Origin of the sequence: Alteromonas sp. W12 (assembly GCF_001924945.1) — a bacterium.
In the GTDB taxonomy this organism is placed as follows: Bacteria; Pseudomonadota; Gammaproteobacteria; order Enterobacterales; family Alteromonadaceae; genus Alteromonas; species Alteromonas macleodii.
This window is the reverse complement of record NZ_LQXH01000009.1, coordinates 264812-289579: the sequence shown is the minus strand read 5'-3', so window position 1 is coordinate 289579 and position 24768 is coordinate 264812. Positions and strand designations below refer to the sequence as shown.

At 44.5% G+C, this 24768-nt stretch carries 23 protein-coding genes and 1 tRNA gene; 8 read left to right on the top strand and 16 right to left on the bottom strand.

The genetic code is table 11. The features are described from left to right. Positions 1 to 23: 23 nt before the first annotated feature. The 4 genes from AWH61_RS14825 to AWH61_RS14810 all read right to left on the bottom strand — a co-directional run bounded on the left by AWH61_RS14825 (position 24) and on the right by AWH61_RS14810 (position 3896). Positions 24 to 1793 carry a flotillin family protein gene (locus tag AWH61_RS14825; protein WP_039236487.1) on the bottom strand — a complete coding sequence of 590 codons (1770 nt, stop codon included), beginning with the start codon at positions 1791 to 1793 and terminating at the stop codon, positions 24 to 26. A gap of 18 nt (positions 1794 to 1811) precedes the next feature. Beyond that, a complete protein-coding gene (locus tag AWH61_RS14820; RefSeq protein ID WP_014949924.1) occupies positions 1812 to 2426 on the bottom strand; it encodes an OB-fold-containig protein in 615 nt (204 codons plus the stop codon). A gap of 113 nt (positions 2427 to 2539) precedes the next feature. Further along, positions 2540 to 3265 (bottom strand): UDP-2,3-diacylglucosamine diphosphatase, encoded by a 726-nt coding sequence (gene lpxH, locus AWH61_RS14815; protein ID WP_014949923.1) that lies wholly within the window; start codon positions 3263 to 3265, stop codon positions 2540 to 2542. A gap of 139 nt (positions 3266 to 3404) precedes the next feature. After that, a complete protein-coding gene (locus tag AWH61_RS14810) occupies positions 3405 to 3896 on the bottom strand; it encodes a peptidylprolyl isomerase (RefSeq protein ID WP_014949922.1) in 492 nt (163 codons plus the stop codon). Between the two features lie 185 nt (positions 3897 to 4081). Here AWH61_RS14810 and cysS point away from each other — a divergent pair, with 185 nt between their 5' ends. Continuing rightward, complete coding sequence (gene cysS / locus AWH61_RS14805; protein WP_075177473.1) at positions 4082 to 5464, top strand: cysteine--tRNA ligase; 1383 nt, start codon at positions 4082 to 4084, stop codon at positions 5462 to 5464. Between the two features lie 122 nt (positions 5465 to 5586). On the opposite strand, the gene ctlX is transcribed toward cysS, so the two are convergent. Next, complete coding sequence (ctlX, locus tag AWH61_RS14800) at positions 5587 to 7593, bottom strand: citrulline utilization hydrolase CtlX (protein ID WP_075177472.1); 2007 nt, start codon at positions 7591 to 7593, stop codon at positions 5587 to 5589. A 214-nt stretch (positions 7594 to 7807) separates the two neighbouring features. Here ctlX and AWH61_RS14795 point away from each other — a divergent pair, with 214 nt between their 5' ends. Then, the gene (locus AWH61_RS14795) at positions 7808 to 8242 is read left to right on the top strand and encodes an Lrp/AsnC family transcriptional regulator (RefSeq protein ID WP_014949919.1); all 435 of its coding nucleotides are present in this window, start codon (positions 7808 to 7810) and stop codon (positions 8240 to 8242) included. Positions 8243 to 8261: 19 nt separating this feature from the next. Here the strand turns inward: AWH61_RS14795 and AWH61_RS14790 are convergent, their stop codons facing one another. From AWH61_RS14790 to gloB, 4 genes are all read right to left on the bottom strand, one after another. Then, complete coding sequence (locus AWH61_RS14790) at positions 8262 to 8687, bottom strand: halomucin (RefSeq protein WP_231514300.1); 426 nt, start codon at positions 8685 to 8687, stop codon at positions 8262 to 8264. Positions 8688 to 8806: 119 nt separating this feature from the next. Beyond that, positions 8807 to 9838, bottom strand: a complete 1032-nt coding sequence (locus AWH61_RS14780) for a hypothetical protein (protein WP_014976870.1) — start codon at positions 9836 to 9838, stop codon at positions 8807 to 8809. An 80-nt stretch (positions 9839 to 9918) separates the two neighbouring features. After that, positions 9919 to 11583 (bottom strand): lytic transglycosylase, encoded by a 1665-nt coding sequence (locus AWH61_RS14775; RefSeq protein ID WP_075177471.1) that lies wholly within the window; start codon positions 11581 to 11583, stop codon positions 9919 to 9921. A 64-nt stretch (positions 11584 to 11647) separates the two neighbouring features. Then, positions 11648 to 12439, bottom strand: coding sequence for a hydroxyacylglutathione hydrolase (gloB, locus tag AWH61_RS14770; RefSeq protein ID WP_039225290.1), 792 nt, complete (start codon positions 12437 to 12439; stop codon positions 11648 to 11650). 84 nt (positions 12440 to 12523) lie between these two features. Between gloB and AWH61_RS14765 the strand changes: the two genes are divergently transcribed. Then, positions 12524 to 13381, top strand: coding sequence for a class I SAM-dependent methyltransferase (locus tag AWH61_RS14765; RefSeq protein WP_075177470.1), 858 nt, complete (start codon positions 12524 to 12526; stop codon positions 13379 to 13381). A gap of 186 nt (positions 13382 to 13567) precedes the next feature. On the opposite strand, the gene AWH61_RS14760 is transcribed toward AWH61_RS14765, so the two are convergent. Together AWH61_RS14760 and metG are read right to left on the bottom strand one after the other, a co-directional pair. Further along, complete coding sequence (locus tag AWH61_RS14760) at positions 13568 to 14407, bottom strand: mechanosensitive ion channel family protein (RefSeq protein ID WP_014949914.1); 840 nt, start codon at positions 14405 to 14407, stop codon at positions 13568 to 13570. A 343-nt stretch (positions 14408 to 14750) separates the two neighbouring features. After that, on the bottom strand, positions 14751 to 16778 hold the full coding sequence (gene metG / locus AWH61_RS14755) for a methionine--tRNA ligase (RefSeq protein WP_075177469.1): 2028 nt from the start codon (positions 16776 to 16778) through the stop codon (positions 14751 to 14753). Positions 16779 to 16886: 108 nt separating this feature from the next. Here metG and apbC point away from each other — a divergent pair, with 108 nt between their 5' ends. The 3 genes from apbC (at position 16887) to AWH61_RS14740 (ending at position 20373) form a co-directional block, all read left to right on the top strand. Further along, the gene (apbC, locus tag AWH61_RS14750; RefSeq protein ID WP_075177468.1) at positions 16887 to 17993 is read left to right on the top strand and encodes an iron-sulfur cluster carrier protein ApbC; all 1107 of its coding nucleotides are present in this window, start codon (positions 16887 to 16889) and stop codon (positions 17991 to 17993) included. Positions 17994 to 18217: 224 nt separating this feature from the next. Then, positions 18218 to 18811, top strand: a complete 594-nt coding sequence (dcd, locus tag AWH61_RS14745) for a dCTP deaminase (protein ID WP_014976864.1) — start codon at positions 18218 to 18220, stop codon at positions 18809 to 18811. Between the two features lie 125 nt (positions 18812 to 18936). Continuing rightward, on the top strand, positions 18937 to 20373 hold the full coding sequence (locus tag AWH61_RS14740) for an SLC13 family permease (protein ID WP_075177467.1): 1437 nt from the start codon (positions 18937 to 18939) through the stop codon (positions 20371 to 20373). On the opposite strand, the gene AWH61_RS14735 is transcribed toward AWH61_RS14740, so the two are convergent. Next, the gene (locus AWH61_RS14735) at positions 20360 to 21256 is read right to left on the bottom strand and encodes an AraC family transcriptional regulator (RefSeq protein ID WP_075177466.1); all 897 of its coding nucleotides are present in this window, start codon (positions 21254 to 21256) and stop codon (positions 20360 to 20362) included. The genes AWH61_RS14740 and AWH61_RS14735 overlap by 14 nt on opposite strands. A 128-nt stretch (positions 21257 to 21384) precedes the next feature. On the opposite strand from AWH61_RS14735, the gene AWH61_RS14730 reads away from it, so the two are divergent. Together AWH61_RS14730 and AWH61_RS14725 are read left to right on the top strand one after the other, a co-directional pair. After that, the gene (locus AWH61_RS14730) at positions 21385 to 21846 is read left to right on the top strand and encodes a YHS domain-containing (seleno)protein (RefSeq protein WP_075177465.1); all 462 of its coding nucleotides are present in this window, start codon (positions 21385 to 21387) and stop codon (positions 21844 to 21846) included. A 111-nt stretch (positions 21847 to 21957) separates the two neighbouring features. Continuing rightward, positions 21958 to 22034: transfer RNA gene (locus AWH61_RS14725), tRNA-Pro, on the top strand. A gap of 149 nt (positions 22035 to 22183) precedes the next feature. On the opposite strand, the gene AWH61_RS14720 is transcribed toward AWH61_RS14725, so the two are convergent. From AWH61_RS14720 to AWH61_RS14705, 4 genes are all read right to left on the bottom strand, one after another. After that, entirely contained in the window at positions 22184 to 22363 is a 180-nt protein-coding gene (locus AWH61_RS14720; protein ID WP_039225298.1) for a YrhK family protein, read from the bottom strand. 19 nt (positions 22364 to 22382) lie between these two features. Next, positions 22383 to 22832 (bottom strand): carboxymuconolactone decarboxylase family protein, encoded by a 450-nt coding sequence (locus tag AWH61_RS14715; protein ID WP_049586902.1) that lies wholly within the window; start codon positions 22830 to 22832, stop codon positions 22383 to 22385. Positions 22833 to 22880: 48 nt separating this feature from the next. Further along, positions 22881 to 23693, bottom strand: coding sequence for a helix-turn-helix domain-containing protein (locus AWH61_RS14710; RefSeq protein ID WP_075177464.1), 813 nt, complete (start codon positions 23691 to 23693; stop codon positions 22881 to 22883). An 84-nt stretch (positions 23694 to 23777) separates the two neighbouring features. Beyond that, the gene (locus AWH61_RS14705) at positions 23778 to 24641 is read right to left on the bottom strand and encodes an alpha/beta fold hydrolase (protein WP_075177463.1); all 864 of its coding nucleotides are present in this window, start codon (positions 24639 to 24641) and stop codon (positions 23778 to 23780) included. Between the last annotated feature and the right edge of the window lie 127 nt (positions 24642 to 24768).

The window sequence follows — 24768 nt, the reverse complement described above, 5'->3', positions numbered from 1 at the left end:
GCTAGATACTAGCTCAATGAGCATTAATCAGCTGGAAGTTCTTCCGACGCTTTATTACCATTTAGGTTTTCTGGTGCTGCCACGATAGGTTTAGGTTTTACGGCATTGGCCTTGGTCAGTATGTCGCTGTTGCCTGTTACCAAATCATCTAATGTGCCTTTTTCCGCATCGACCAAGCCCACTTCACGCAACATAGAGTCTACCAGTGGGGCGTTAGCACGATAGCTTAGTGCGGCTTGCGTTACTTGTTCAGCTAAACCACTACCAGCAGTAGCAACGGTGTGATCGCCTTTCACGCCACTCCCTTGGCCGTAGCCTTGAAGAATTTTAATACCTTCTATGTTTTCAAGTGGTTTAACGGCGTGTGCCACAAGCTCAGGCAATATTTTGAGCATGGCAAGGGCTTTTTGCAGCTCAATTTGCTCGGTCTTAAGCGTATTTTCAGCCTCATAAAGCGCTTGTTTACCTTGAGCTTCAACAGCAAGCACTTTCTCATCAGCTTCAGCCTGAAGCATTTTTGCATCGGCAGCGGCCTTAGCTTCCGTAAGAATGGCGGCAGCAGAGTTTTCAGCTGCTTCTTTCTTAGCTTGTGCTTCTACGGTAATGCCCACAGCCTCACGCTCTGCCTCTTTGCGCGCGTCTATAACTTCAATTTGTTTCTTACGCTCAGCTTCTGCCACCATTTTCGCTGTAGTTACTGCTTCCACTTTTTCCACTTTAGCCTTTTCCGCTTCAGCAGCTTTAGCACGCGCGGCCGACTCTTCCTCAGATTTTGTCGCAACGGCAATTTGTTTAATTTGCTCAGAAACCTCAACTTCTTGCTGCTGACGAATGCGCGCTTGCTCTAATGCCTGACGCTTAGCAATTTCTTGGGTTTCAATTTCCCGTGATTTTTCAATTTCCGCAGCCTCGATAGCACGGTTTTTCGCGATCTCTGCTTCGCGCTCTTCCCGTTCTTTCATTTCGCGCTGCTTAGCAATTTCTGCTTTTTGTTCCTGACGTTTAAAGGCAAGAATTTGCTCTTGGGCTAAGCGAGCTTCTTCTTCATCTCGTTTCACTTCTAGTGATTGTTTCTCAGCAGCCAAATTACGCTGTTCAATGAAAATGCGGTTTTCTTGTTGAATATCGTTGGTTTCTTTGCGCTTTTCTTCAATGATCTTCGTTAAGCGTGCACGCCCCTCGGCATCGAAAGCGTTGTTTTCATTGAAAAACTGTAGGTCGGTTTGGTCAAAACCAGTCAAGCTCACCGATTCTAACTCAAGACCGTTCTTTTCAAGATCGTTAGCCACGCTTTGCTGAACTTTTTGTACAAAGTCAGCACGCTGCTCATGCATTTCGGTCATGCTCATTTCAGCAGCTACGGCACGTAGTACGTCAACAAACTTAGACTCCATTAGCTTTTTAACTTCTTCAGCGCGAGTGGTGCGCGTTCCTAGCGTTTGCGCAGCCATTGATATGCCATTGGCATTGGGGGCCACGCGTAAATAAAAGTCTGCCTTAACATCAACACGCATGCGATCTTTGGTAATAAGCGCGTCTTTTTGAATTTTTTCCACTTCTATACGAAGGGTGTTCATATTTACTGGAATTATTTCGTGAACGACAGGAAGCACGATAGCGCCACCGTCCTTAATGACTTTTTCACCGCCTAAACCGGTTCTTACGAACGCTGTTTCTTTCGTCGCGCGGGTGTAAAGTTTGGCAAAGATAAGGCCAATAACGATAAGCCCTACAACAATAGCACCGGCAATAAAGAGTATTGACGGCAAGCTAGATGGTTGAATTGTATCCATACTTTTATCTCTTTTAGGTTATAGGTAGCGGGTTGCTAACCAGCTGTGTTGTTTTTTCTGAACTAAAATGACGCGCTCTCCCTGTGCGAACAACTCTTCATCTTCGAAAGGTTCTACTAACACAAAATGAGGCTGTGAATAATGGTCGGTAAACTTTGCTTCAGCTGGGTTGCCTCGGCTTGCTTTTCCAATCGTGATTTCGGCCACAGACCCAATGAAGTCATCGCTGTTAACCGCGCTAGACTCTACACTAGGCAACAAGCCTGAAATTACCTTTACGGTTTTAGCTGTTACGAATGCGCCAATAACAAATGCAAGAGGAACGGATAGGAAAGCTGGCAAGGTATAGCCGAGTGCACTCGCTGTTAAGCCGTTAACCATCAAGCCAACTAAACCGAATAGAGTAAGAAGTACTACCAGGTAAATAAGAAAGGGAACTTTATTGATATTAAGCCAGTTGGCAAACGAGGTATTCAGAAACCCATCGCCATCAAACTCTGCAAAATCATCGCCTAACCCCAACAGGCTTATACCAAAAATAGTGCTAACAAGTTCTAGTATGAAAATAAAGAAAACGGCTATAAGCGAAATGCTAAACCAGAAGTTTGTAGGGGAAAGAAGAACATCTGTCATTTACACCATCCATGATGACTAACTTGCTTTTATTCTTTATACCACAGAACAAAAATTAAGCCAGCGTCTGACACATGTACTTTCGGCTAGTTTGTAACAAATAATGATGGGGACTAACTGAAGTTATGTTTCTGCAGCATCACATCATTTTCAGTAACCTTCAATACACTGCCTTGATCATACCAATCGCCAAGTACAATACGAGTTGCAGGCTTGCCGTTTGCTGTAAGGCTATGAATGTTGGGTCTGTGTGTGTGGCCATGTATCATGCGCTGCACGCCCCATTTTTCCATGACTTTCACCACTTCTTCAGGCGTGACATCCATAATATCTGGCTTAAGATTTTGCTGCTTAGCCTTACTTTCCTTGCGACCGTTATCGGCAACACGCTGTCGATACCATAAAGGAAGCGCAAGCATTAAACGTGGCCACCACCAACCGCGGGATTTCTTGCGAAACTTTTGATAAGCAACATCGCGAGTGCATAGTTCGTCACCATGAGTAAGCAGGGTAGGTGTGCCGTATAAGTCTACAACTTCTTGTTCGTTTAATAACGTCATGCCGGCTTTTGATAGCCACTTTTCACGTATGGCGAAATCGCGATTACCGTGAATAAAGTAAATAGGGCAATGCTGACTCACTGCCTTGAAAGCTGATGCTATGGCAGTGTTAAATGGAGTAACGTTGTCGTCGCCAATCCAAACTTCAAACAAGTCACCAAGAACGTAAAGTGCATCAGCATTAATCGCGTCTTCTTTTAAAAAGCGCATTAAGCATTCTGTAATGTCAGGGCGGTCGGCACTTAGGTGCAAGTCGGCAATGAAGTAGGTGAACGACATAAATCTTCTTATTGTGGTTTAAAAAACCGCGTTAAAGTAACGCGGCTTGTTCTTAACTCAAGGCCTTAGTATGTCTTGAAAATCATATTGGCCAAGGCGTTATTGAGACAGCTATTCAAGCATAGATGTCAGCGGCTATTTAAGAAATAGTCGCTTTTTCAATGATAACAGGCTCAACAGGAACATCCTGGTGATAGCCGCTGTTACCGGTTTTAACGGCTTTAATTTTTTCAACAACATCCATACCTTCAGTTACTTTACCGAATGCACAGTAGCCCCAACCATTGACAGACTTGCTAGAGTGGTTAAGGAAGTCGTTGTTATTTACATTAATAAAAAACTGAGCCGTCGCAGAGTGTGGATCTTGGGTACGCGCCATCGCGATTGTACCCACTTCGTTTGCTACGCCGTTGTCCGCTTCGTTTTCAATAGGGTCTTTTGTGTCTTTCTGATCCATATCTGGCGTAAAACCACCACCTTGGATCATGAAGTTGTTGATTACACGGTGAAAAATAGTGTTATCAAAAAAACCGTCTTCAACGTAAGAAATGAAGTTAGCTACCGTTTTAGGCGCTTTATCTTCAAAAAGCTCTAGGGTGATGTCACCGAAATTTGTTTTTAACGTAACCATTGTGGTTTGTCCTGTGTGTTAGCATACATATAAAGTGGCGGCATTTTAGCGCAAAACGAGTCGTTAGCGCAAAGAGACGGTTATCGCAAAACCCAGCAATATCGTTGCAAAAGGCTTGTACCATTTAAATCGTGACAGTGCTAAACTTTGCGGCCGAAAAATTATGACATATAGGAAATATAGACATGCTACATCTTTACAACACCCGAACCCGTGAAAAAGCGAAGTTTGTACCGCTTCAAGAAGGGAAAGTGGGTTTGTATGTTTGTGGTATTACCGTTTATGACCTAAGTCATATGGGTCATGCCCGTACTTACCTGAGTTTCGATGTCTTAGTACGCTACATGCGCCACCTTGGTTTAGATGTGAAGTACGTGCGCAATATCACCGATATCGACGATAAGATTATTGCTCGCGCCAATGAAAATGGCGAAAGCTTTGAGGCGCTAACTGCACGCACTATTGCCATGATGCACGAAGACTTTGCGGCGATTAACTTACTAGAGCCAGACGTCGAGCCGACAGTAAGTGGACATATGGATGAGATCATTGAAATTATCCAGCGACTAATGGACAAAGGCTACGCCTATCAAGCCAAAAGCGGCGATGTACTATTCGACGTAAGCAAGTACGAAGATTATGGCAAGTTAAGCAAACAAGACTTAGATCAGCTTAAAGCGGGTGCTCGTGTTGAAGTGGCGGCAGGAAAAGACGACCCGCTAGACTTCGTACTGTGGAAAACCACCAAGCCTGGTGAGCCGGCATGGCAATCGCCATGGGGCGAGGGACGTCCGGGATGGCACATTGAATGTTCTGCAATGAATCATAAGCATCTTGGTGCGCACTTTGATATTCACGGCGGTGGCTCAGATTTAACGTTCCCACATCACGAAAACGAAGTGGCTCAGTCGTGCTGTGCGTATGACACACCTTACGTAAACGTGTGGATGCACGCGGGTATGGTACAGGTTAATGACGAAAAAATGTCTAAGTCATTGGGTAACTTTTTTACCTTGCGCGATGTGCTTAAAGAGCACGACTCAGAAACATTGCGTTTCTTCCTGATGTCGGCGCATTACCGTAGCCAGTTAAGTTACTCTCAAGACAATATTACTCAAGCGAAGGCCGCCCTAGAGCGTTTGTATACAGCCCTTCGTGGTGTTGAAGTAGATGAAAGCACTGATCTGAGCTACGGTGGCTATCTGAAGCGTTTCGAAGCAGCAATGAACGACGACTTAAACGTACCTGAAGCTTTTTCGGTGTTATTCGACGTGGCACGTGAGCTTAACCGCCAAAAAGACAATGCTGACGAAGCGGGTAAATTGGCCGCGGTTCTTAAAGGTCTAGGTGCAATTTTAGGTATGCTTCAAAGTGACCCAGATACTTACCTTAAAGGCGGTGAAGGCAATGACGACGAAGCGGCTGAAATTGAAGCGTTAATTAAACAGCGTAACGATGCCCGTGCCTCCAAGGACTGGGCAGCGGCAGATGCCGCGCGCGATGCGTTAAACGCAAAAGGCGTAGTGTTAGAAGACGGCCCAAGCGGTACTACGTGGCGTAAAGCGTAATTAGCAGCCAATACTTTTTAACAGAATGAAGGCCCGCATTTGCGGGCTTTCTTTTTAGTTAAGCGTAAAGCGCACACCGAGCTTTCGTCATTGAACAGCGGTTTTTGGATATACGCGCGAGGCTAAACATCTGAAAGTAAGATGGTATCTCCCGAGCTAACGTTTAATGCTTGTGCTGTTTTGCGAGAGATAACAGCTATTTCGTCTTGTTCTTCGGTTTCTGCCATCATTGCATAAAAAGGCTGGCTCAACGTGGCGACAAGCGTCATTTTACTCTCGGTGACACGCTTAGTACCTTCGCCAACTTTTATTCTTACTTGCCTTGTTGATTTGACAGTTTTTAGGCTTAAAACTTCAGCTTCCATACTTGGCGCACCATCAAAAATATCGATGTAGTTCGTGAATTTAAACCCTTCTTTTTCAAGCATTGCCAAAGCGGGTTGGCCGTCGTTATGTGGTTTACCAATAGCCAACTGAGCCTCTTTGGGTAACATATTTACATACAGCGGAAGTTTAGGCATTAAATCAGCAATAAATTGATTTCCGTTTACGGCACCATATAAATCCGCTTCAGCGTATGTCATAGGAAAAAAGTGACGTCCGACGGCATTCCAGAAAGGCGATTCCCCATCCTTATTTACATAGCCTCGTAGATCGGCCATGACCTGCTTTGGAAATACATGCTGATGTAAGCCCATAAAAAGGTAGCGGACTTTTGAAAGTAGTTTTCCGTTGAAGTGTTTTCTGTATTCGGGCAGTAAGTAGAGCGATGCCACTTCCGCGAAACCCTCAAAATGGTGACTTAGGTGCAGTATGTCATGGATGTAGTGTGCGCCTAGTGATTTATTTCGCTGTGCGACTTTTTCTCGTTTGTAACTATAAAAACTGTCTTCTTTTCCTAATTCACCAAAAATTGCAGATGTACCAATAAGCTTGCCAGTTCGAAGGTCCTCCAATACAAACAAAAGGTAGTCTGGACGCTCTTGACGCATAAGTTTTTGTTCTTCTCTAATGGAACGCTTTAATTTGTTATCAAGCGTTGCTCTATCCGGTGGGAAGGTTGTCATACCTGGCGATGCAGCTTCAGCTAACGCAAGCAAGCCTTCCAAGTCATCACCTTTTGCTAGCCTCACGCGGGTGTCAAAGCTGATGTTATTAGTCGTAGTTTGTTTAGCGCCAATCGTTTTACACTCAAGGTGAATACCCGCGACCATGCAGCGGACGGAGCCTCCTCCCATTTCAATAGTAGGCACTGCGATGGGAAGTAAAGTAAGATCGCTGGGTAGTAAAGCTAGTTGCTCTTCGTTCATTGAACTAAAAGCAGTGTCTGATATAAGTAATAAACGTTTTCCATTGCTATTCAAAAGCTCTAGGCAGTTTCCGGCAAAACTATTCACTTGTTCTTCGCTAATTTCGATGACGTTTTTACCCGTCTCCTTAAGTGTTGAAAGCACCACATTTTTGTCGCTTTCTTCTATCATGCTAGTAGCAACAATGGCAAAATCACTGCCCACACACATCATTACGTTGGTGTGGTAAATCGCCGTACCAGCAGTATCAAAGGCGCTAAAACATATAGGCGTTAAACCAATAGCTTTACACGCCGACATTACAGCTCTCTTATTGGCTCGTTGGGATAGGCAAACATAGGCTAGCGCGTTTACATGGTCGATCACCATAGCCCCTGTACCTTCAACAATATCTCCGTCTTCTTCAAGGAAAGATAAATCTTTAGCTTGCTGTACGATATAGTGTTGCTGCAGATAACTGACAATATCGTCACGACGCTCCGCTCGGCGGTTTTCACAGTACATAGGGTAGGTGACAAGCAAACCGTTGGGATGTGTACTTAACCAATTATTTGGAAATACGGCATCGGGCGTGTTTTCCCCTTCTGTTTCAAACACCTCTACCGTTATGTGGTTCATACGTAAAGTGCGAACCATCTCATCAAATTCCGCACACGCATTTTTTGATATTTCCGCTCTATTTTTTCCCGTCGATACAAGGGGCTTCTGAAAACTATTGTCTTTGGCTGTTTGTTCGTTGGGGCGAAAGGCACAGGGGCGTACCATTAAAACGGAATTTGGTGTAGTTAATCGTGAGTTTTTGATGTGACTGGCTTGCATATAACGTCCTACAGCCCTTAGCTGAAATATTTCCACTGAAAAGAGCGTGTATTTTATTCTCTGGCGAATTCACTTAACCATGCTCAAGGTGTTGCAAGTTGTTATTTAGTTTAAGCATAATGCTCAATTGTTTTATCATTATGCTTTTTCGCTAATTAGTCTTGGATAATGCGTTAATGACTCGACGATTTGTTTATCTATTGGGGAAACGACCATGTATGTAGATTTAGATGCGAAAGATCGCGAGCTTCTCGATATATTGAAGCGCGATGCGCGAACACCTGTAACCGTGCTAGCTGAAGTCCTCTCGTTATCGCGAAATACGGTGCAAAAACGAATCGACAGGTTAGTAAATTCGGGGGTGATCGACGGTTTTACTATTCGTGTTAACGAGCAGCTGCAACCAGACAAAATAAAAGCTCTTATGTCAGTCGAGCTTGAAGGGCTTAGTACAACACAGCTTATTAGTAAGCTTAGGCAGGTGAATGGTGTTGAGCGGTTTCATACTACAAACGGAAATTGGGATTTACTTATTGTTATAACCGCCGAAAGTCTCGCGCACTTAGATGGCATTTTAAAAGAAGTGCGCGGCGTTAAAGGCGTGCTTAATAGTGAGACGAGTATTATTCTGTCTACTACTGAAAAATAGTGTGTACGCCTTATCAGTCTTAGCAGCTATTGTCGCCATTTATCCATCGATTTACATCATCACTTAAATTTAAGTCTGTGCCCAAGTTAAACTCACCTTCTCGAACAGATACCTCGCTGCCGTAGGTTGAGTGGGTAACGGTGACGTGTAAAAAAGGATATTGCGGGGTGCTCCCTTCTTTACGACTGGCCGTGAGTTTGTAGCCGTTTTGTATTGTATACGTGTTTACGACTATATCGCTATGGATTGGCTGATGCAGTGTGGACCAGCATCGGTTTGCATTGTATTCAATGCGCTCAACTATTTTTTCAGGTTCTTGGTTGGTGGAAATAGAAGAGGTCGGCAAGATCACCATGCAGCCTGAAGCAAACGCCGTTATACAACTTGCAAGTATTGCGTGGTTAAATGAGCGGCTGAACATTCTGCAGCGTTTAATTTTCATCATAAGTCCCTCTAATCGTTATAATTATATTCGTAAGGACTTTATATTAGCTTATTTGTATGAACAGTGGCTGAACAGAATACTGCTAGCGTTCACCTTGACTCTATCGCTTTGCAAATTAATTAAATTTCGGGCTTGCCAGTGGGGATTGCCGATTCTTTTTCGGTGAGATGTGACTTCCAACGCTGCTGTGCAACGTGCGCTTTCACCAGTTCTAAGCATTCGTTTACAACGTTAAGTACTTCTTTATCAAGTGCATCGGCGGTAGGGGTATAGTCGTGCATGCCGACTGAAATGAAATGGTCGATGCGCTCTGCGTCTAAGTCGCTTAACAGGTTAACTAGCGATGTGGTCACGATATCGGTGACTGACTCTTCCAACGTATTCTCAATGGTTTTGCCGATAACAGGTAGGTAATGCAGGGAAGAAACTTGTGCATTACTTCTCACCGCTTTACCCACGCTCTTGCGCACGTGCTCCCGTATCACCTCGCCGTGCTCTTCGCTTTGAATTGACTGGCCTAAATGGTTGATAACGCCAGCCATCCATTGGGTAATGACAGGACGGCGGGGGGCCAGTACCTGTGCGTTGATATCGTCTAACAAAGGCGAACCTGCTGAGATGTCTTTTTGCGCATCGCTGAGCACTTTTACAACAATTCGGTCGCTTAACTCTTCGACAAATACATCGTAGTAAAACGCAAAAAAGCGAAAGACCGCGGTTTGATTTAAGTCGATGATTTCGAATTTGTGCAGGCGGTGCAAAATAGAAAATATGCGCAAGAAACGAAATAGGCGGGTAGGTCCAGTAGGGATTAGACCTATGATATCGTACCAATGCAAAAACGGAAAAAAGTACCAGCGTAAGTGTTCTTTACGCACAATAGCTACAACCCACCGGAAGCAAAATTCGCTGAAGAAAATGGCGATAAACACCAAGTCGACCAACAGAAAGTTGTTGTGAACGGGATCGTAAGCACTAAGAAAAGCGGGAAAATACGTGCCCAATAGACCATAGACAAAGTCGGTGGCGTATAAGGCATCGAAAATGAGCCATGTTAGGTTCACAAAAAGTATACCTAACATGACTAAATCTAAGATTAACCAAGGCGTTTCATGACTGTTTCGCAAATTTTCTCGGTTAATTCTTAGCATTTCCTTATCCTGTATTCTGACTTAAAGCGTAACGTAAATGCAGTTAGGCATGAACAATATTGAACTTTAAGTATTAAAGGTTAGCTTGATGCGTTCAACCTTGTTACGTCTACATAAAGTTTTAGCTTCTGACCAGGTTGTAGATAGCGCTTAGTATTAAGTGAGTTCCACTTGCCTATGTCGCTTACTCTAACATTGAACTTGCCGGCGATACGAGACAACGAATCGCCATTTCTTACTGTGTAGGTCACTTTTTTGGTAACACCGTCTTGCGCTTTACCTTCCTGCCAGATAACTAAGGTTTTGCCAGGGTGAAGCATATCGCCAGGGGCCATACCGTTCCATTTAGCTAATTGTTTAGTGCCTATATTGTACTTACGGGCAATATCCCAAAGCGTATCACCAGATTGTACGGTATGACGTACTTTTTGCTTAGACGTGTTGCCGTTCTGCAAGCTGGCTAGACGCTGTTCCTGAGATAATGTGTAGCTGTCCAGTTCTTGAAGTGCTACTGGTACCATTATCGCTTGACCCACGCGGATCATGGACGAGTCTAGCTCATTCACTTTTTTAAGAACTTTCACGGTGGTGTGATATTGCTTAGCGATTTTACCTAAGCTGTCGCCGGGCTTCACCGAGTGGCGTACCCAGTTCAATCGCTCTTTTTGATCAATTTTAGCCAGTGCTTGAGAGAACGCAGCAGCCTTATCAAGGGGAAGTATTAATCTATGTGGTCCTTCTGGTGACGTTGCCCAACGATTGAACCCTGGGTTTAACCCGTGTAGTTCTTTTAAAGACATACCAGCAAGTTCGGCGGCAAACGCTAAATCGACCTGTGAGCCGATATCAACCACTTCGATAACCGCTACATTCTCAACTTCAGGCCACGCATACGCATATTCATCTTTATTTTTTAGAATATCAGCCAGCGCAAGCAATTTAGGCACGTAAGCACGTGTCTCTTTGGGTAAATTTAAGTTCCAAAAGTCGGTAGGTTTACCCGCGCGTTTGTTAGCTTTAATAGCCCTTTGAACGCGGCCTTCGCCACTATTATAGGCGGCAAGTGCGTGCAGCCAATTACCATCAAACATTTCGTTTAGATAGGTTAGATAGTCAAGTGCACCTTGAGTAGACGCAACAACGTCTCGACGTCCGTCATACCACCAATTCTGTTGCATACCAAAGCGCTTACCTGTGCCAGGAATAAACTGCCACATACCAGCCGCTCGGCCATGGGAATAAGCAAAGGGATCAAAAGCACTTTCTACTATTGGTAAAAGCACAAGCTCCATCGGCATGTCGCGCTTTTCAATTTCTTCGGTAATGTAATAAAGAAAAGGCTTGGCGCGTTTTACAACGCGAGCCATATACTCTGGGTGCTTCAGGTACCATTTACGCTGTGCGCTAATGCGTTTGTCGTCAGGGATAGGTAAGGCGAAATTCGCACTTGCACGTTCCCATACGTCAGTAACGACCGCCTGCGTATGCATATCCGGTGTATCGGTAAGCTCAGCGCCTTCTTCTAGCGTATCATCATTGGGGTGAACAACATCAATAACGCCGTCTCTTGCAATTTCACAATCAGAAATGGCTTCTTCGTTGTTATGAATTTCACTGCACGCTTCTAGCGAAGCGGTTTCGTTACTTTCTAATTGTGCATTGTCGTTATTATTATCGGTTAACTGACAACCCGTTAAACCTAGCGCCAATATCAGTGGCGACAGTGGGAAAAACTTCAACTGCATATATGAAGAAACCTCGTGGAGCACTGCAAACCGACCATGTTACGATAATCGGCTTACTTTTGCATCAAAACTCATCTTTCCAGCGGCGAACTGCAGCAAATACCGCTACATCGTCAGCCAGGTTATTTTCGCAATAGGCTTCGGCAGCAGTTTTCACAGAAAGTTCATGAGCCCGTAAAAATGGGTTTATGTTTTTTTGCTCTTTGAGATTACTAGGTAGTGTAGGCTGACCTTGAGCGCGTTTTTCTGCCACCCACTGTGCGTAGTCACACAGCGCCTTATTGTCTGGCTCTACGGCTAAAGCAAACTGGACATTAGCCTGAGTATACTCATGTGTACAGAACACTTTCGTGGTGTCGGGCAGTCGCTTTAACTTATTCAGTGAATGATGCATTTGCTCTGGCGAACCTTCAAACAATCGTCCGCAACCTGCTGAAAATAACGTGTCGCCGCAAAACAATGCGCCATGCCCGAAGAAAGCAATGTGATCAAGGGTATGACCTGGCACTTCCATTACTTGCAGCGCCATTTTAAAAACAGGTAGCGAGACAGTATCGCCTTGAGAAACAGATTTAGTTATTCCTCTTATGTGATTGCCTCTTGGGCCAATAACTGGCAAATCTGGTACTGCAGATACTAATTTAGCAATACCACCTGTGTGGTCTCTGTGGTGATGAGTGATGAGAACTGCACTTAGCGTTAAGCCTTTAGCTTTAATAAAGGCCAGCACTGGCTCAGCATCACCTGGGTCGACAACAATAGCGCTACTCTCGTTATAAATACACCAAATGTAATTGTCGGTAAAAGCGGGAATAGGATGAATGGCTACGCCTGAAGGAAGTGTTTCTGCCGTCATAAGAGTACCTGCTTGTGTAGGTAGAATTATGCGTTACTATAGGGACTTGTGAAGAGCAGAGCAACCTAAGAGCGCGCAGTGTTAATGAGATCGGCGTTTAAAGCCAAACCGCCACGCTACCCTACAAATTGGAATGATTTCCCCGCGGGAGAGCACATTCGACATGCGGTCAATGCAGTTTGTAGCGATTATGCTGAGCGAATTTTTGGGTATCACTTTGCCAAACTAGGCTCGCTAAGTGCCGATATAAATCTCGATACCAGCCCAATTCGACACCACATCAATCACGTTCCGTTTAATGACCTAGCTAGCGAGCAGCCACACCACAATGAAGCGAAAGAGGGCTTTCCCAATCACAATGCATCGGGTATATCGTTAGGCGGTGATAAACGCGAACCGAAAATAAGTAGAGAAAACACGGTAGTGGGGCAGTCGCACTGCTTACCCTTCGCCGAAAACAGCATTGATGGCTTTCTACTTGCTAATGAATTAGATTTTGCGCAAGACCCTCACGAAATATTAAGAGAAGTAGACCGCGTTATTACACAAAACGGTTATGTGATCATAAGTGGCTTTAACCCCTTAAGCCTCGCCGGAATTGCCAAATTTCTACCTGTTAAGCGCGGAAATATCCTACACGATGCACGCTTTTTTACGTCCTATCGCATTAAAGATTGGCTTCAGCTGCTGGGATTTGAAATTGTTGAACAACGTCAAGTGATGTTTTCAACGCTCTTTTTTCAACAAAAATGGAAAGGGGCGGTTAAGCTTCAAGACTATTTAGCATCTTATTTTCCATGGTGCAGTGCGGTGTACGTAATACTCGCGAAAAAGCGGGTAATCCCCATGACGGCCATAAAACCTAAACGCAATTTAAAGCCGCGTTTTTCCGCGGTAGGGGCAAGTGTAAGGACTTCTACGATGAATCGCACGCTGCGCTAATATTGTTAATGTGTATGCCATGTGCAAAGAGAGCACGCCACGCTCTTAACTTAGAAGCGGTGACAGGCGCTAACCACCTTCTAAATTTACCAAGATGTTGTACTAAAACGGATGGCTTTCGCTTTTTTACACAAGTTTGAAAGGGGAATAGGAGATAGCATAGACTGCTATCTCCCAACTGAGACGCTAGTCGTCACTCGTTTTATAGAGGTGAACATCTCGCTGTGGATATGGGATGCTAATGCCTTCTTCATCAAAGGCTTTTTTAACTTTTTCCTGCATATCCCAGTAGTAAGGCCACAAGTCATCTGTGGCGACCCACGGTCTAAACATTAAATCGACTGAGTTATCGCCTAATCCGCCTACACAAATTCTTGGTGCAGGGTCGGTCAACGAGCGCTCATCTTCTTCAAATAGACGCTGCAACACCTTCTTCGCTTTATCGATATCGTCATCGTAGCCTATACCAAATGTCATGTCGCAACGGCGTTTATCATATACGCTAACGTTAATTAACGTGGCATTAGATAGGCTGCCATTGGGAATAACAATGCGCTTATTGTCAAAAGTGTTAAGTACAGTATAAAGAATTTGTATCTCTGACACTGAGCCTAAATGACCCTCTGCTTCAATGGTGTCACCCACTTTAAAGGGTTTAAAAATCAGTATTAGCACACCGCCAGCAAAGTTCGCCAGGCTGCCTTGTAATGCCAGACCAATAGCTAAACCTGCAGCACCCACGACGGCAATAAATGAGGTGGTTTCAATACCTATCATTGAGGCAACTGAAATCAACAGCATTACTTTTAGCACCGCACTGATAAGTCCGCACAGAAACTTATTTAACGTGGGATCCTTTTTACCTAGCCGATGATCTAATAGGTTTACAAAACGATTCACTAACCAAAGACCCACCACCAAAGTAAGAATAGCCAATAATAATTTGGGGGTGTAAGTCATCACCAGTGAAATAGCTTTTTCGGTTAATTCCGATAAATCGATATTAGTCCCGAAGAAATCTTCCATAAATACCTCTTTTATTAATTAACCACGTTGATTACGTTAAAAAAAGAGGGTTAGATCGCCTTGATTCAAACCGAACGGAGCTGCGCTGTTTTTTGACAAGAATTTTCTAGCCGATTTGCCTTAGGCAGATAAGGTTAGTGAGTGGGTAAGTAATTAGTGAGGGAGGAGTGTAGGATGATAAGGCTTATTAGCATACCAAGTTACGTGCTTGCACCTTGATTCTGGTTATATGATTTTTGCTTTATAAATCTAAGCGCCGCTTTGACCGCCCAATAAAAAAGGTGACATCCCGTCGCTCAATAGCGCTGAATGTCACCTTACTTTTAAGGGGGCGCTTTACAGCTTACTTAACACGCATACCCGGCTTTGCACCTTCGTGCGGCTCAAGAATGTATAGCTCGTCGCCACCAGGGCCCGCGGCTAATACCATGCCTTCACTCATGCCAAAACGCATTTTACGAGGAGCGAGGTTCGCCACCATTACCGTGTGCTTACCAATTAGGGCTTCAGGCGAGTAGGCCGACTTAATACCTGCAAAAACTTGCTTGGTTTCGCCGCCTAAATCTAGCTCTAAGCGCAGAAGCTTATCGGCTTTTTCTACGTGTTCAGCTTTAGCGATACGCGCAATACGTAAATCTACCTTGGCGAACTCATCAAACGAGATAGTGTCGCTAATAGGGTCTTTAGCAAGCGGGCTGTCTGGGTCGATTGCCGGTGCTGCTGGCGCTAGGCTTTCTTTTGAATCTTCAACCATGGCGTCAATTTTATCCATTTCTACACGCTGCATCATCGGCTTAAATTTGTTGATGGCGTGGCCTTTCAATAGGGTTTGCAGTGAATTCCAGTCGAACTTGTCGTTTAGGAATTCTTCTGCTTTTTCTGCAAGTACTGGCAGTACAGGCTTTAAGTAAATCACCAACAGACGGAACATGTTGATACCTAGCGAGCACACATCGTGTGTGAACTGCTGCTTAGTCTCGTCTTTAATGGTTACCCAAGGTGCGTTGTTATCAATGAACTGGTTTGCTTTGTCAGCAAGGGCCATGATTTCGCGCACGGCTTGGTGGTATTTACGCTTCTCGAAAAGTGCAGCAATGCTCTCTGACGCGTTTTGGAACTCTGCAATAAGCTCTGGCTCAATCACATTGTCAGACAATTTGCCGTCGAAACGCTTAGTGATAAAGCTTGCACAGCGGCTTGCAATGTTAACCACTTTACCTACCAAGTCTGAATTCACTTTTTGTGCGAAGTCAGTAAAGTTTAGGTCGATGTCGGTAACACCGTCGCCTAACTTAGACGCAAAGTAGTAACGCAGATACTCTGGGTTCAGGTGGTCAAGGTAAGTACGGCCTTTTATAAAGGTACCGCGCGACTTTGACATTTTCGCACCGTTTACGGTGACGAAACCGTGAATGTTTACACCAGTGGGCTTACGGTATCCCGCGCCTTCTAGCATGGCAGGCCAGAACAGGCAGTGGAAGTAGGTTATATCTTTACCAATAAAGTGATAAAGCTCAGCCTCTGAGTCTGCTTTCCAGAAGTCATCAAACTCTAGATTGTTTTGGTCGCAGAAGTTTTTGAAACTAGCCATATAGCCAACCGGCGCATCTACCCACACGTAGAAGAACTTGTTCGGCGCACCTGGAATTTCAAAACCGAAGTAAGGCGCATCACGGCTGATGTCCCACTGTTGAAGACCTTCAGTAAACCATTCTTGCAGCTTGTTAGCCATTTCTTCCTGCAGGGCACCTGAGCGGATCCACTCTTTTAACATGCCTTCAAATTTTGGCAGGTCAAAGAAGAAGTGCTCAGACTCACGTAGCACTGGTGTAGCCCCCGATACTACGCTGCGAGGGTTTTTCACTTCTGTTGGGCTATACGTTGCGCCACATACGTCACAGCTGTCGCCGTTTTGATCTTCTGCGCCACAGCTAGGGCAGGTACCCTTAACGAAACGATCCGGCAAGAACATTTCTTTTTCAGGGTCGAACAGCTGATTAATGGTGCGTTTGCTGATGTAGCCCGCATTATCTAAACGGGTGTAAATTTCTTCACACAGCGCCTTGTTTTCTGGCGAATGGGTTACATAGTAGTTGTCGTAATCTACATGAAAATCAACAAGGTCTTGGTGATGTTCAGCACGCGTTCTTGCCACCATTTCTTCTGGTGTAATGCCAAGCTCTTGGGCCTTAAGCATAACCGGCGTACCGTGTGCATCGTCGGCGCAAACACTGTAACATTCGTTTCCGCGAAGGCGCTGAAAACGAGTCCAGATGTCGGTTTGAATGTGTTCTAGCAAATGACCTAAGTGAATAGAGCCATTTGCGTATGGCAACGCACTGGTTACCAGAATTCGGCGTTTTTCTGACATAATGACGTTATTGATTCTTTGCGTTTCAAAATGGCTGCAAATACTAGCGGAAAACCGCGTTTTTTGCATTACGTAATTCACACAATTCTACTACTAGTAAGGCATTTTATGTTCTTTTCTCGCAAAGCAGAGCCGGTAACTCAAAAAGTTGCTGTAATTTTGGCCAAGTATTTTTCTTTAGATGTTGAAGATACCTTGCCATGGTGTGCTTTTAGCCAGCCAGAAAATGAAGATGCCGGTGTAACAGTTACCTTGCCATTTTGTATAGCTACACAGCTAGACGCGCTTAAACAAGAAGTGCTTAACCAGCTAAAAGGGAAGCTTGGCGATGACCAGCTTACGTTTAAACAAAACGTAGCAAGTGGAGAAACAGAAGTCGCACCTGTTACTAACATCAAAAACATCATAGCGGTGGCCTCTGGCAAGGGCGGTGTAGGTAAGTCGACAACCAGTATTAATTTAGCGTTCGCGCTTATGCAAGAAGGCGCGAAAGTTGGGATTTTAGATGCCGATATTTATGGGCCGTCTATTCCCATTATGTTGGGCAACCCCGATGCGCACCCTGAAAGCGAAGATAATAAGCACATGCAGCCCCTTATGGCACATGGGCTGGTGGCGAACTCAATTGGTTATTTAGTGCCTCAAGAAGATGCGGCGGTATGGCGAGGGCCGATGGCAAGCAGGGCGTTAAAGCAGTTGCTAGATGAAACCCTATGGCCCGTGCTGGACTACTTAATTGTAGATATGCCACCGGGTACCGGCGATATCCAACTGACGATGGCGCAACAAGTACCGTTGACTGCTTCAGTGGTAGTTACAACGCCGCAGGACTTAGCACTAGCCGACGCTCAAAAAGGTATAAGCATGTTTGAAAAAGTGAACGTGCCAGTATTAGGGCTTATTGAAAATATGAGTTACTACCAGTGTAGAGCCTGTGGTACCAAAGATTATGTGTTTTCAAAAGACGGTGGCGAGGCGCTTGCCGAACGCCACGGACTGCCGCTTTTAGGTCAGCTACCGCTTGATATCCATATTCGCGAGCATGGCGATGCCGGCACGCCTTTGTTAATTACCTCGCCCGAAAGTGCATTGAGTGAAAGTTATCGCGAGGCTGCTCGCGCCCTGTCTATGCAATTGGCCCTTACTGTTGCGCCACGCAAAGGGGCAGTAAAACACATTAAGGGCAACCCTATTGGCATTGTTGGTAAAGAGTAACTAGCTTGAAATATCTAGGTAACAAATATCAGGAATGCCCGATGGATAGGTAAATTCAGACAGGTGTAGTAAAGGTGAATTATAGCCAGGTTCGATTGCTTAAATTTAAAATTTGATAAAACTATACGAAAATTGCGCAAAAGCAGATAAAACAAGCCTTTGAGCAGTTGAATGCATGCGGCGACATACGCATAATAGCGGCCTAACGAAATGAGGAATACACCATGCGCTTGTGCGACCGCGATATCTACCAACATCTGCAAGATGGAAAAATTAAAATTGACCCTACACCCAGCTACGATCAAATAAGTGGTGTAACGGTAGATATCCGCCTAGGTAATAAATTTCGCGTGTTTGAAGATCACCAAGCGCCGTTTATCGATTTAAGTGGGCCGAAAGCACAGGTTCAAGAAGCGCTCGACCATGTTATGAGCGATGAAATTGAACTAGAAGAGGGTAAAGCCTTCTTTCTACACCCTGGGGAGCTAGCGCTTGCCATTACCCACGAGTCAGTAACCTTGCCCGACAACATCGTAGGTTGGTTAGACGGGCGTTCTTCGCTTGCGCGTTTGGGCTTAATGGTTCACGTGACCGCGCATCGAATAGATCCAGGCTGGTCGGGCAACATCGTTCTTGAGTTTTACAACAGTGGTAAGTTACCGCTAGCGCTTCGCCCTAAAATGAAAATAGGGGCACTTAGCTTTGAGGTTTTATCGGCGCCAGCCGAAAAGCCGTACAACGCACGAGTGGACGCTAAATACAAAGGCCAAGCAGGCGCTGTTGCAAGCCGAATCTCGTCAGACGACGAGAGTAAATAAAAGAAACCGTTTTAAAAACACGTTTTTTTTCGCAAAAGCGTAGTGCGTTTCCCGCTAATTACTGATAGAAAATATAAGAGCAATAACTAGCACTTATAATAAAGCTATTAGTAACGGGAAGCGCAATGCACACAAACTCTGAACCTTCTTCAGAAACTCTACAACGAAAGCCAACACGTAAAAACAGTATAATTCTATTTGCCTTTATCGCTTCAGTACTATGTGGCTTGGGATTGTGGGCCATTGATCAGCCCAGTGAGATCATTTTTACCGCAGCAATTACGCTGTTTGTCGCTGTGCTCTGGGTGACTGAAGCGCTCCCCATTCCCGCTACCTCACTTTTACCCTTCGCGCTATTCCCGCTATTTGGTGTGTTGTCTCACAGCGAAGCTGCCTCTGCTCTCGGAAGCCACGTTATCATTCTATTAATGGCTGCTTTCATGCTTTCAAAAGGGTTGGAGCGCGCTAACTTACACAAGCGTTTCGCCATTTACATGTTGCGTATAACGGGCAGCGGCAGCCCGCTCAAACTGGTACTGGGCTTCATGTTAACAACCGCAGTACTCAGTATGTGGATTAGTAATACGGCAACAATCCTAATGATGTTGCCAATGGCTATCGCTATTATCAACGCAGTAGACAATCCCCGATTTGGCGTGGCGCTTATACTTGGTATCGCTTATTCGGCAAGCTTAGGTGGGGTGGGGACACCGATTGGGACGCCACCTAATATTATCTTTATGAGCGTGTATGAAGAGACTCAAGGTATTGAATACAGCTTTATCGACTGGATGAAAACAGGCGTACCAATCGTAATACTAGGCGTACCTATTATGGCCTTATGGTTAGCGCGCGGTATTAAACAAGTGGGGAACATCGATTTACCTGTCCCAGGCACATGGACAAAAGCCGAGAAGCGTGTTCTTGCTATTTTTGGCACTGTCGCTTTAGCTTGGATTTTCAGACCTTTTTGGACTGCTTGGATAGGCATAAGCACAATAAGTGACAGTACTATTGCCGTAGCGGGTGTTGCTGCTATGTTCTTTACAAACAGCGGAAACGATAGCGGTGAAGTAGACGAAAAAGGAAACAACGACAAACTGCTTGATTGGAAAACCGCAAACGATATTCCGTGGGGCATGTTGTTATTGTTTGCTGGCGGTATTTGTATTGCCAAAGCATTTATGTCATCGGGCTTAAGTGTTCTTATGGGAACATGGTTAACGGGACTTTCTACGCTTCCTGTTCTTCTGTTGGTACTTGGAATTTGCTTGTTCGTTACCTTCTTGACGGAAATTACCTCTAACACGGCAACATCTACACTACTAATGCCAATTCTAGCGGCCGCGGGTATGGCTGTGGGCGTAGATCCTAAGTTGTTGATGATCCCCGCGGCAATTAGCGCAAGTTGCGCTTTTATGCTGCCAGTAGCTACAGCGCCTAACGCCATTGCATACTCAACGGAAAAGTTCGACATAAAAACTATGGCCAGAGAGGGTGTGGTGCTAAACGTGTTAGTTGCACTGGTAGTCACTGGGGTGTGTTACGTTACGCTGGCCTAGCTTGAACGCGCTTTTGTGAAGGAGATACGCCAATCTCTCTTTTAAAAGCCTTTGAAAAAGAAGCTTCCGTTTCGTAACCATATTGGTTTGCAATGGTAATTAACGGCTTGTTGCTTTGGATTATTTCTGTGCAGGCACAACGCAGGCGCCATTGCGTTAGGTATTTAATTGGAGTTACGCCTGCACAGGCTTTGAACTTTGCTGCGTAGTTAGATTTAGACATATTCGCAATACTCGCCAGTATTTCTACGTTCCAATGTTGTTCAGGCGCGTTATGCAGCGCTTGAAGGCTATTTGCTATGGCCGGATGCAGTAGAGCCCCTAAGGTTGATGAGTACTTGCTCATTAAATGCTTCACAATCAAAAGGAATACAACCTCAGCGATTTTGTTTAGCAGAACCGACGAAGTGAAGGTTGAGTCCGACACTTCTAACGACGCGCTGATAAGTAACTGCAGACTTTCATGTAGCACTCTACTTTCTTTTGATGCTTTTTTAATTATCCAAAATTCTGGCAGTTCTTTTGTTATTACTCTCATTAAAGGGTGCTGATACTCGAAGTAACCGCAAAGTAGCACCGGGCCTTCAGCTCTTAGTTTCTCGCTAAGAGGAATAGAGCTTGCGCTAACATTTTTGTAAGTGTGAGTTTTTGTAGGGCTTAAAAGGTGTGGGCTATCAACAGGCAGTAAAACCATGTCGCCTTTTTCTAACAGAACTGGGCCGTCGTCGTTACGGTGTAAGTAGCATTGACCGTGAGTTACGGCGTGAAAATTAATAAAGCCGGTGCCAGAAGTGTCAATTTGCCAGTTACCGCAATATTGTCCGTTGTGAAATACATTGGTGGTTATTTGAAGTTGGTCAAAAAGGCTTTCTAAATTTTTCATGGTGTTTTGGACAAGTATTTAAGCGTTTGGAGCATGTTTGTATAAGACCGAAGTACGTACCATATTCTTCGAACTTATACAGAGATAGTGTGAAAACACTCGAAACACCAATGTGGAGAAGAAATAGCATGAGAGTATTCTTAAAAGGTAGTTTATTTGCAGTTTCACTAATTGCTAGTGGCGCGGTATTCGCTGGCGTTGATACAGAGACCGACGAAAACGGAATTATTTTAGCCGGGCACGACGCTGTAGCTTATTTTACTGAAGGTAAGCCAGTGCTGGGTAAAGCGACTATAACGGCTGTCCACAACGACGCTATTTACCGATTTTCATCGCAGAAAAATAGAGACATGTTTGTAAGCAACCCAGACAAATACACACCAGCTTACGGCGGCTTTTGTGCCTACGGCGCAACTTTTGGTAAGAAATTTGAAATAAACGGCAAAGCGTTTGAAATTGTTGATGGCGTACTTTATGTGAATAAAGACGAAAGTGTATACAAAGCATGGGCTAAGAACATTCCTACTCATATAGATGAGGCGAATGAAGAATGGCCAGAAATCAAAGATGTAAGTGCAGACGACTTGTAATAAGCTTCGTTTTAGATGGGTTTTGTTTACCAAATAATCGTTTAGGCGGTTATTTGGTTTTTTTACATTGCAAAGTCGTTGAAATTGAGTAGACTTGTCGGCTCTTTCGGTCGGTGTGTAGCGCAGCCTGGTAGCGCACTGTCATGGGGTGTCAGGGGTCGGAGGTTCAAATCCTCTCACACCGACCAACTTCTCTCTCCCCATTCAATGGCTTATGCCATATATATCAAAGTAAAATCGAAACTCACTTTTCTTGTACCAATATACAGCAGTAAATTTAGCTCAATAAAAGAGTGCATACTTGTATATACACTCTTAAACATTATTAGCGCAAAGCCTAGTTGGTTTTAATGCTCAAGATGTCGAAAAGCATCAATAGAGAACCCGCCATAAATAACCATACTCCAGCGGTTGCAAATTTGCTGAAGGCTGGCAAGAAAAGGGTACTTCCCCAAAAAAAGCACAAGCAGGCGGCTACACCCAATTTGTTATTTTGTACTTGTTTCATGATAGTCATTTTCACGTCTTCCTTACTACTATATAGAAGGTTGAAACTGAAGGCTTACTGAAATACGGTTCCAGCTATTAATTTGTAGAATAATAGACGTGAGTTCTATCAGCCCTTCTTTTCCGAAGGTGCTTTCTACACTGTTATACATTTCTTCAGTAATAGTGGAAGAGTGGATAAGCGTTAACGCTTCCGTCCACGCTAATGCTGTTCTCTCTTCAAAACTGAAACAGTCTAGCTCTCTCCATGCAGACAATACATCAAGCCTTGACTGATTTTCATCAGACTCTCTCGCTTCTTCGGCGTGCATGTGTTGGCAGAAGCCGCACTGATTAATTTGTGACGCACGAAGCTTAACTAAATGTATGAGTTTATGACTTAAAGTACTTTTGACTGAAGGCTTAACCAAGCCTGTGAGGTGTTCAAGAATATGAGGATATTCAGAATATAGCTCAGATTGTGTAATACGTTTTTTCATAGTGATCTCCTTTAAACTGCGGAGAACTATAAAGTCTAAGCAAAACGCTTAATTGTAAATTTGCGACAACTTTCGCTTTCTATACTGAAGGGGCGTTTCCAGCGCGAAATCACTAAACGAATGCGTAAAGTGCGCTTGGTCGAAGTAACCACATGCCAATGCGATGTGGCTCAGCGCTTCAGAATTTGAGGTTAATAACGATCGAGCATGGCGTATTTGAGCAAATTGATACAGTTTGTTTGGCGAGAAACCAAAGTTAGTGCGAAATTGGCGCTCCAGCGTTCTTCGGCTGACGCCGAACTGATCGGCAAGATGTTGTGGGGGCACCAGTAAATTCATCGACTGATAAAGCATGCGCTCCCATTTCTGAAAGGCTCCATCAGTATTTTCTGCTAGCTCAATCAACCAGTGCTGTATTGCTAAGCACTGCTGGCTAATAGTTTTTCCAATAAGATAGGCTTGCAGTCGTTGATAGGAATCACGCTGCTTAACCATAGCCAACGCGATGTCGATTTGTTGGTTTTTACTGTCATCAAAGGTTAAACCGAACAAGTATTTCAAGGCACCGGGCCTAAATCTTACACTTATTTGTCTGCAAGCCAGTTCCCACGGCATGGCGCAGACCTGAGTATGGTAAAACAATTGTGCTTCACAGTTAGTTTGATCGAGATAAAAAGTCAAACTAGAACCTGCATCGGGATAAAATTTTTCGTTTAGCGTTGTAGCTGAGCCTTCTGGGTTATCAATCACCCATATGCATTGTACAAACCGTTTTATGGAAGCAGCAGGGGTCACGAAACCAATATCAATCTGCTTAAAGCTAGCGGCAGGAATAATTTCGTTGTTGGTTGAAGCGTCCATAAACGTTGGTTGCGAGTCTAGAGTTAAATCAGTGAAGCGTTATATTACCCCTGTCGCGTGCCGTATCAAGACAAAGTTTCACGTTTAGTTAGCGTAGCGACCTAAAAAGCTTGCTATAGAGTTCACCACGGCTTCAGCACTTTCAATTTGCGGATAGTGCCCAATTTGATCGAGTTCAATTACGTCTGCATTAGGAATGAGTTGTTTGTACCGCGCCACCATATGCGCGCCAGAGATTGGATCAGCCATGCCTGCGGTTAGTCGAAGAGGGGCATTGGCATTTTGCAGTGCACTTACCCAGCGCTCTCGGTATTGTTTACGTTGCTTCATATAGTCCAAAAGCAAGTGCATGTGTTGGTGACCATTATTTGTACTGATAAGTATCCAAAAATCATTGATGTCTTGATCTGAAGGAGGTGTGTTTGGGCCAAATATGTTGTGCATGCTTTTTCGAATTGCATTTTTGTTTAAAAAGCGAATGAGTAAACCACCAATTGGAGAGAGCAGCAGCTTTTGAATGGGCAGAGCACGATGTGTCTCAGGAAAAAGCCCACCGTTAAGTAAGTGCAGCGATTCGATGCGAAAGGCGAGGTCGTCTTCCAATTGCCGCGCCATCATTTCTTGCGCAACCGTATCACCGTAATCGTGAGATAGAACATGGGCACTTGTAATACCCAAATGCCTTATTACCTCACTTATCGTGTCGGCTTGCTCTTTAATTAAGTATTTTTTTGGTGACTTATCGCTAAAACCAAACCCCGGCATATCGAGCGTCACGCATTGATACTTGTTTGTAAGTGCTGGCCATATTTTAGCCCAATCAAAACTTGCGGTGGGGTATCCGTGAATGAGTAATAGTACTGGTCCCGTGCCTTCTGTTTTATAAAAAACTTGCTGACCGTCGACGTTTAAAAAGTGGCCGGAACTTCGCCATTGTGAAAGTTGCATTTCTACATGCCTTGTTATGCTTTTGTATTTAGCTTGCCCAGCCTTTGATGTTAGGTCTGTCGTGAGGGCGACATTTTAATAATGTCGCGCGCTGCACAGGGAATTTATAACGCAGGGTATAGGTTGT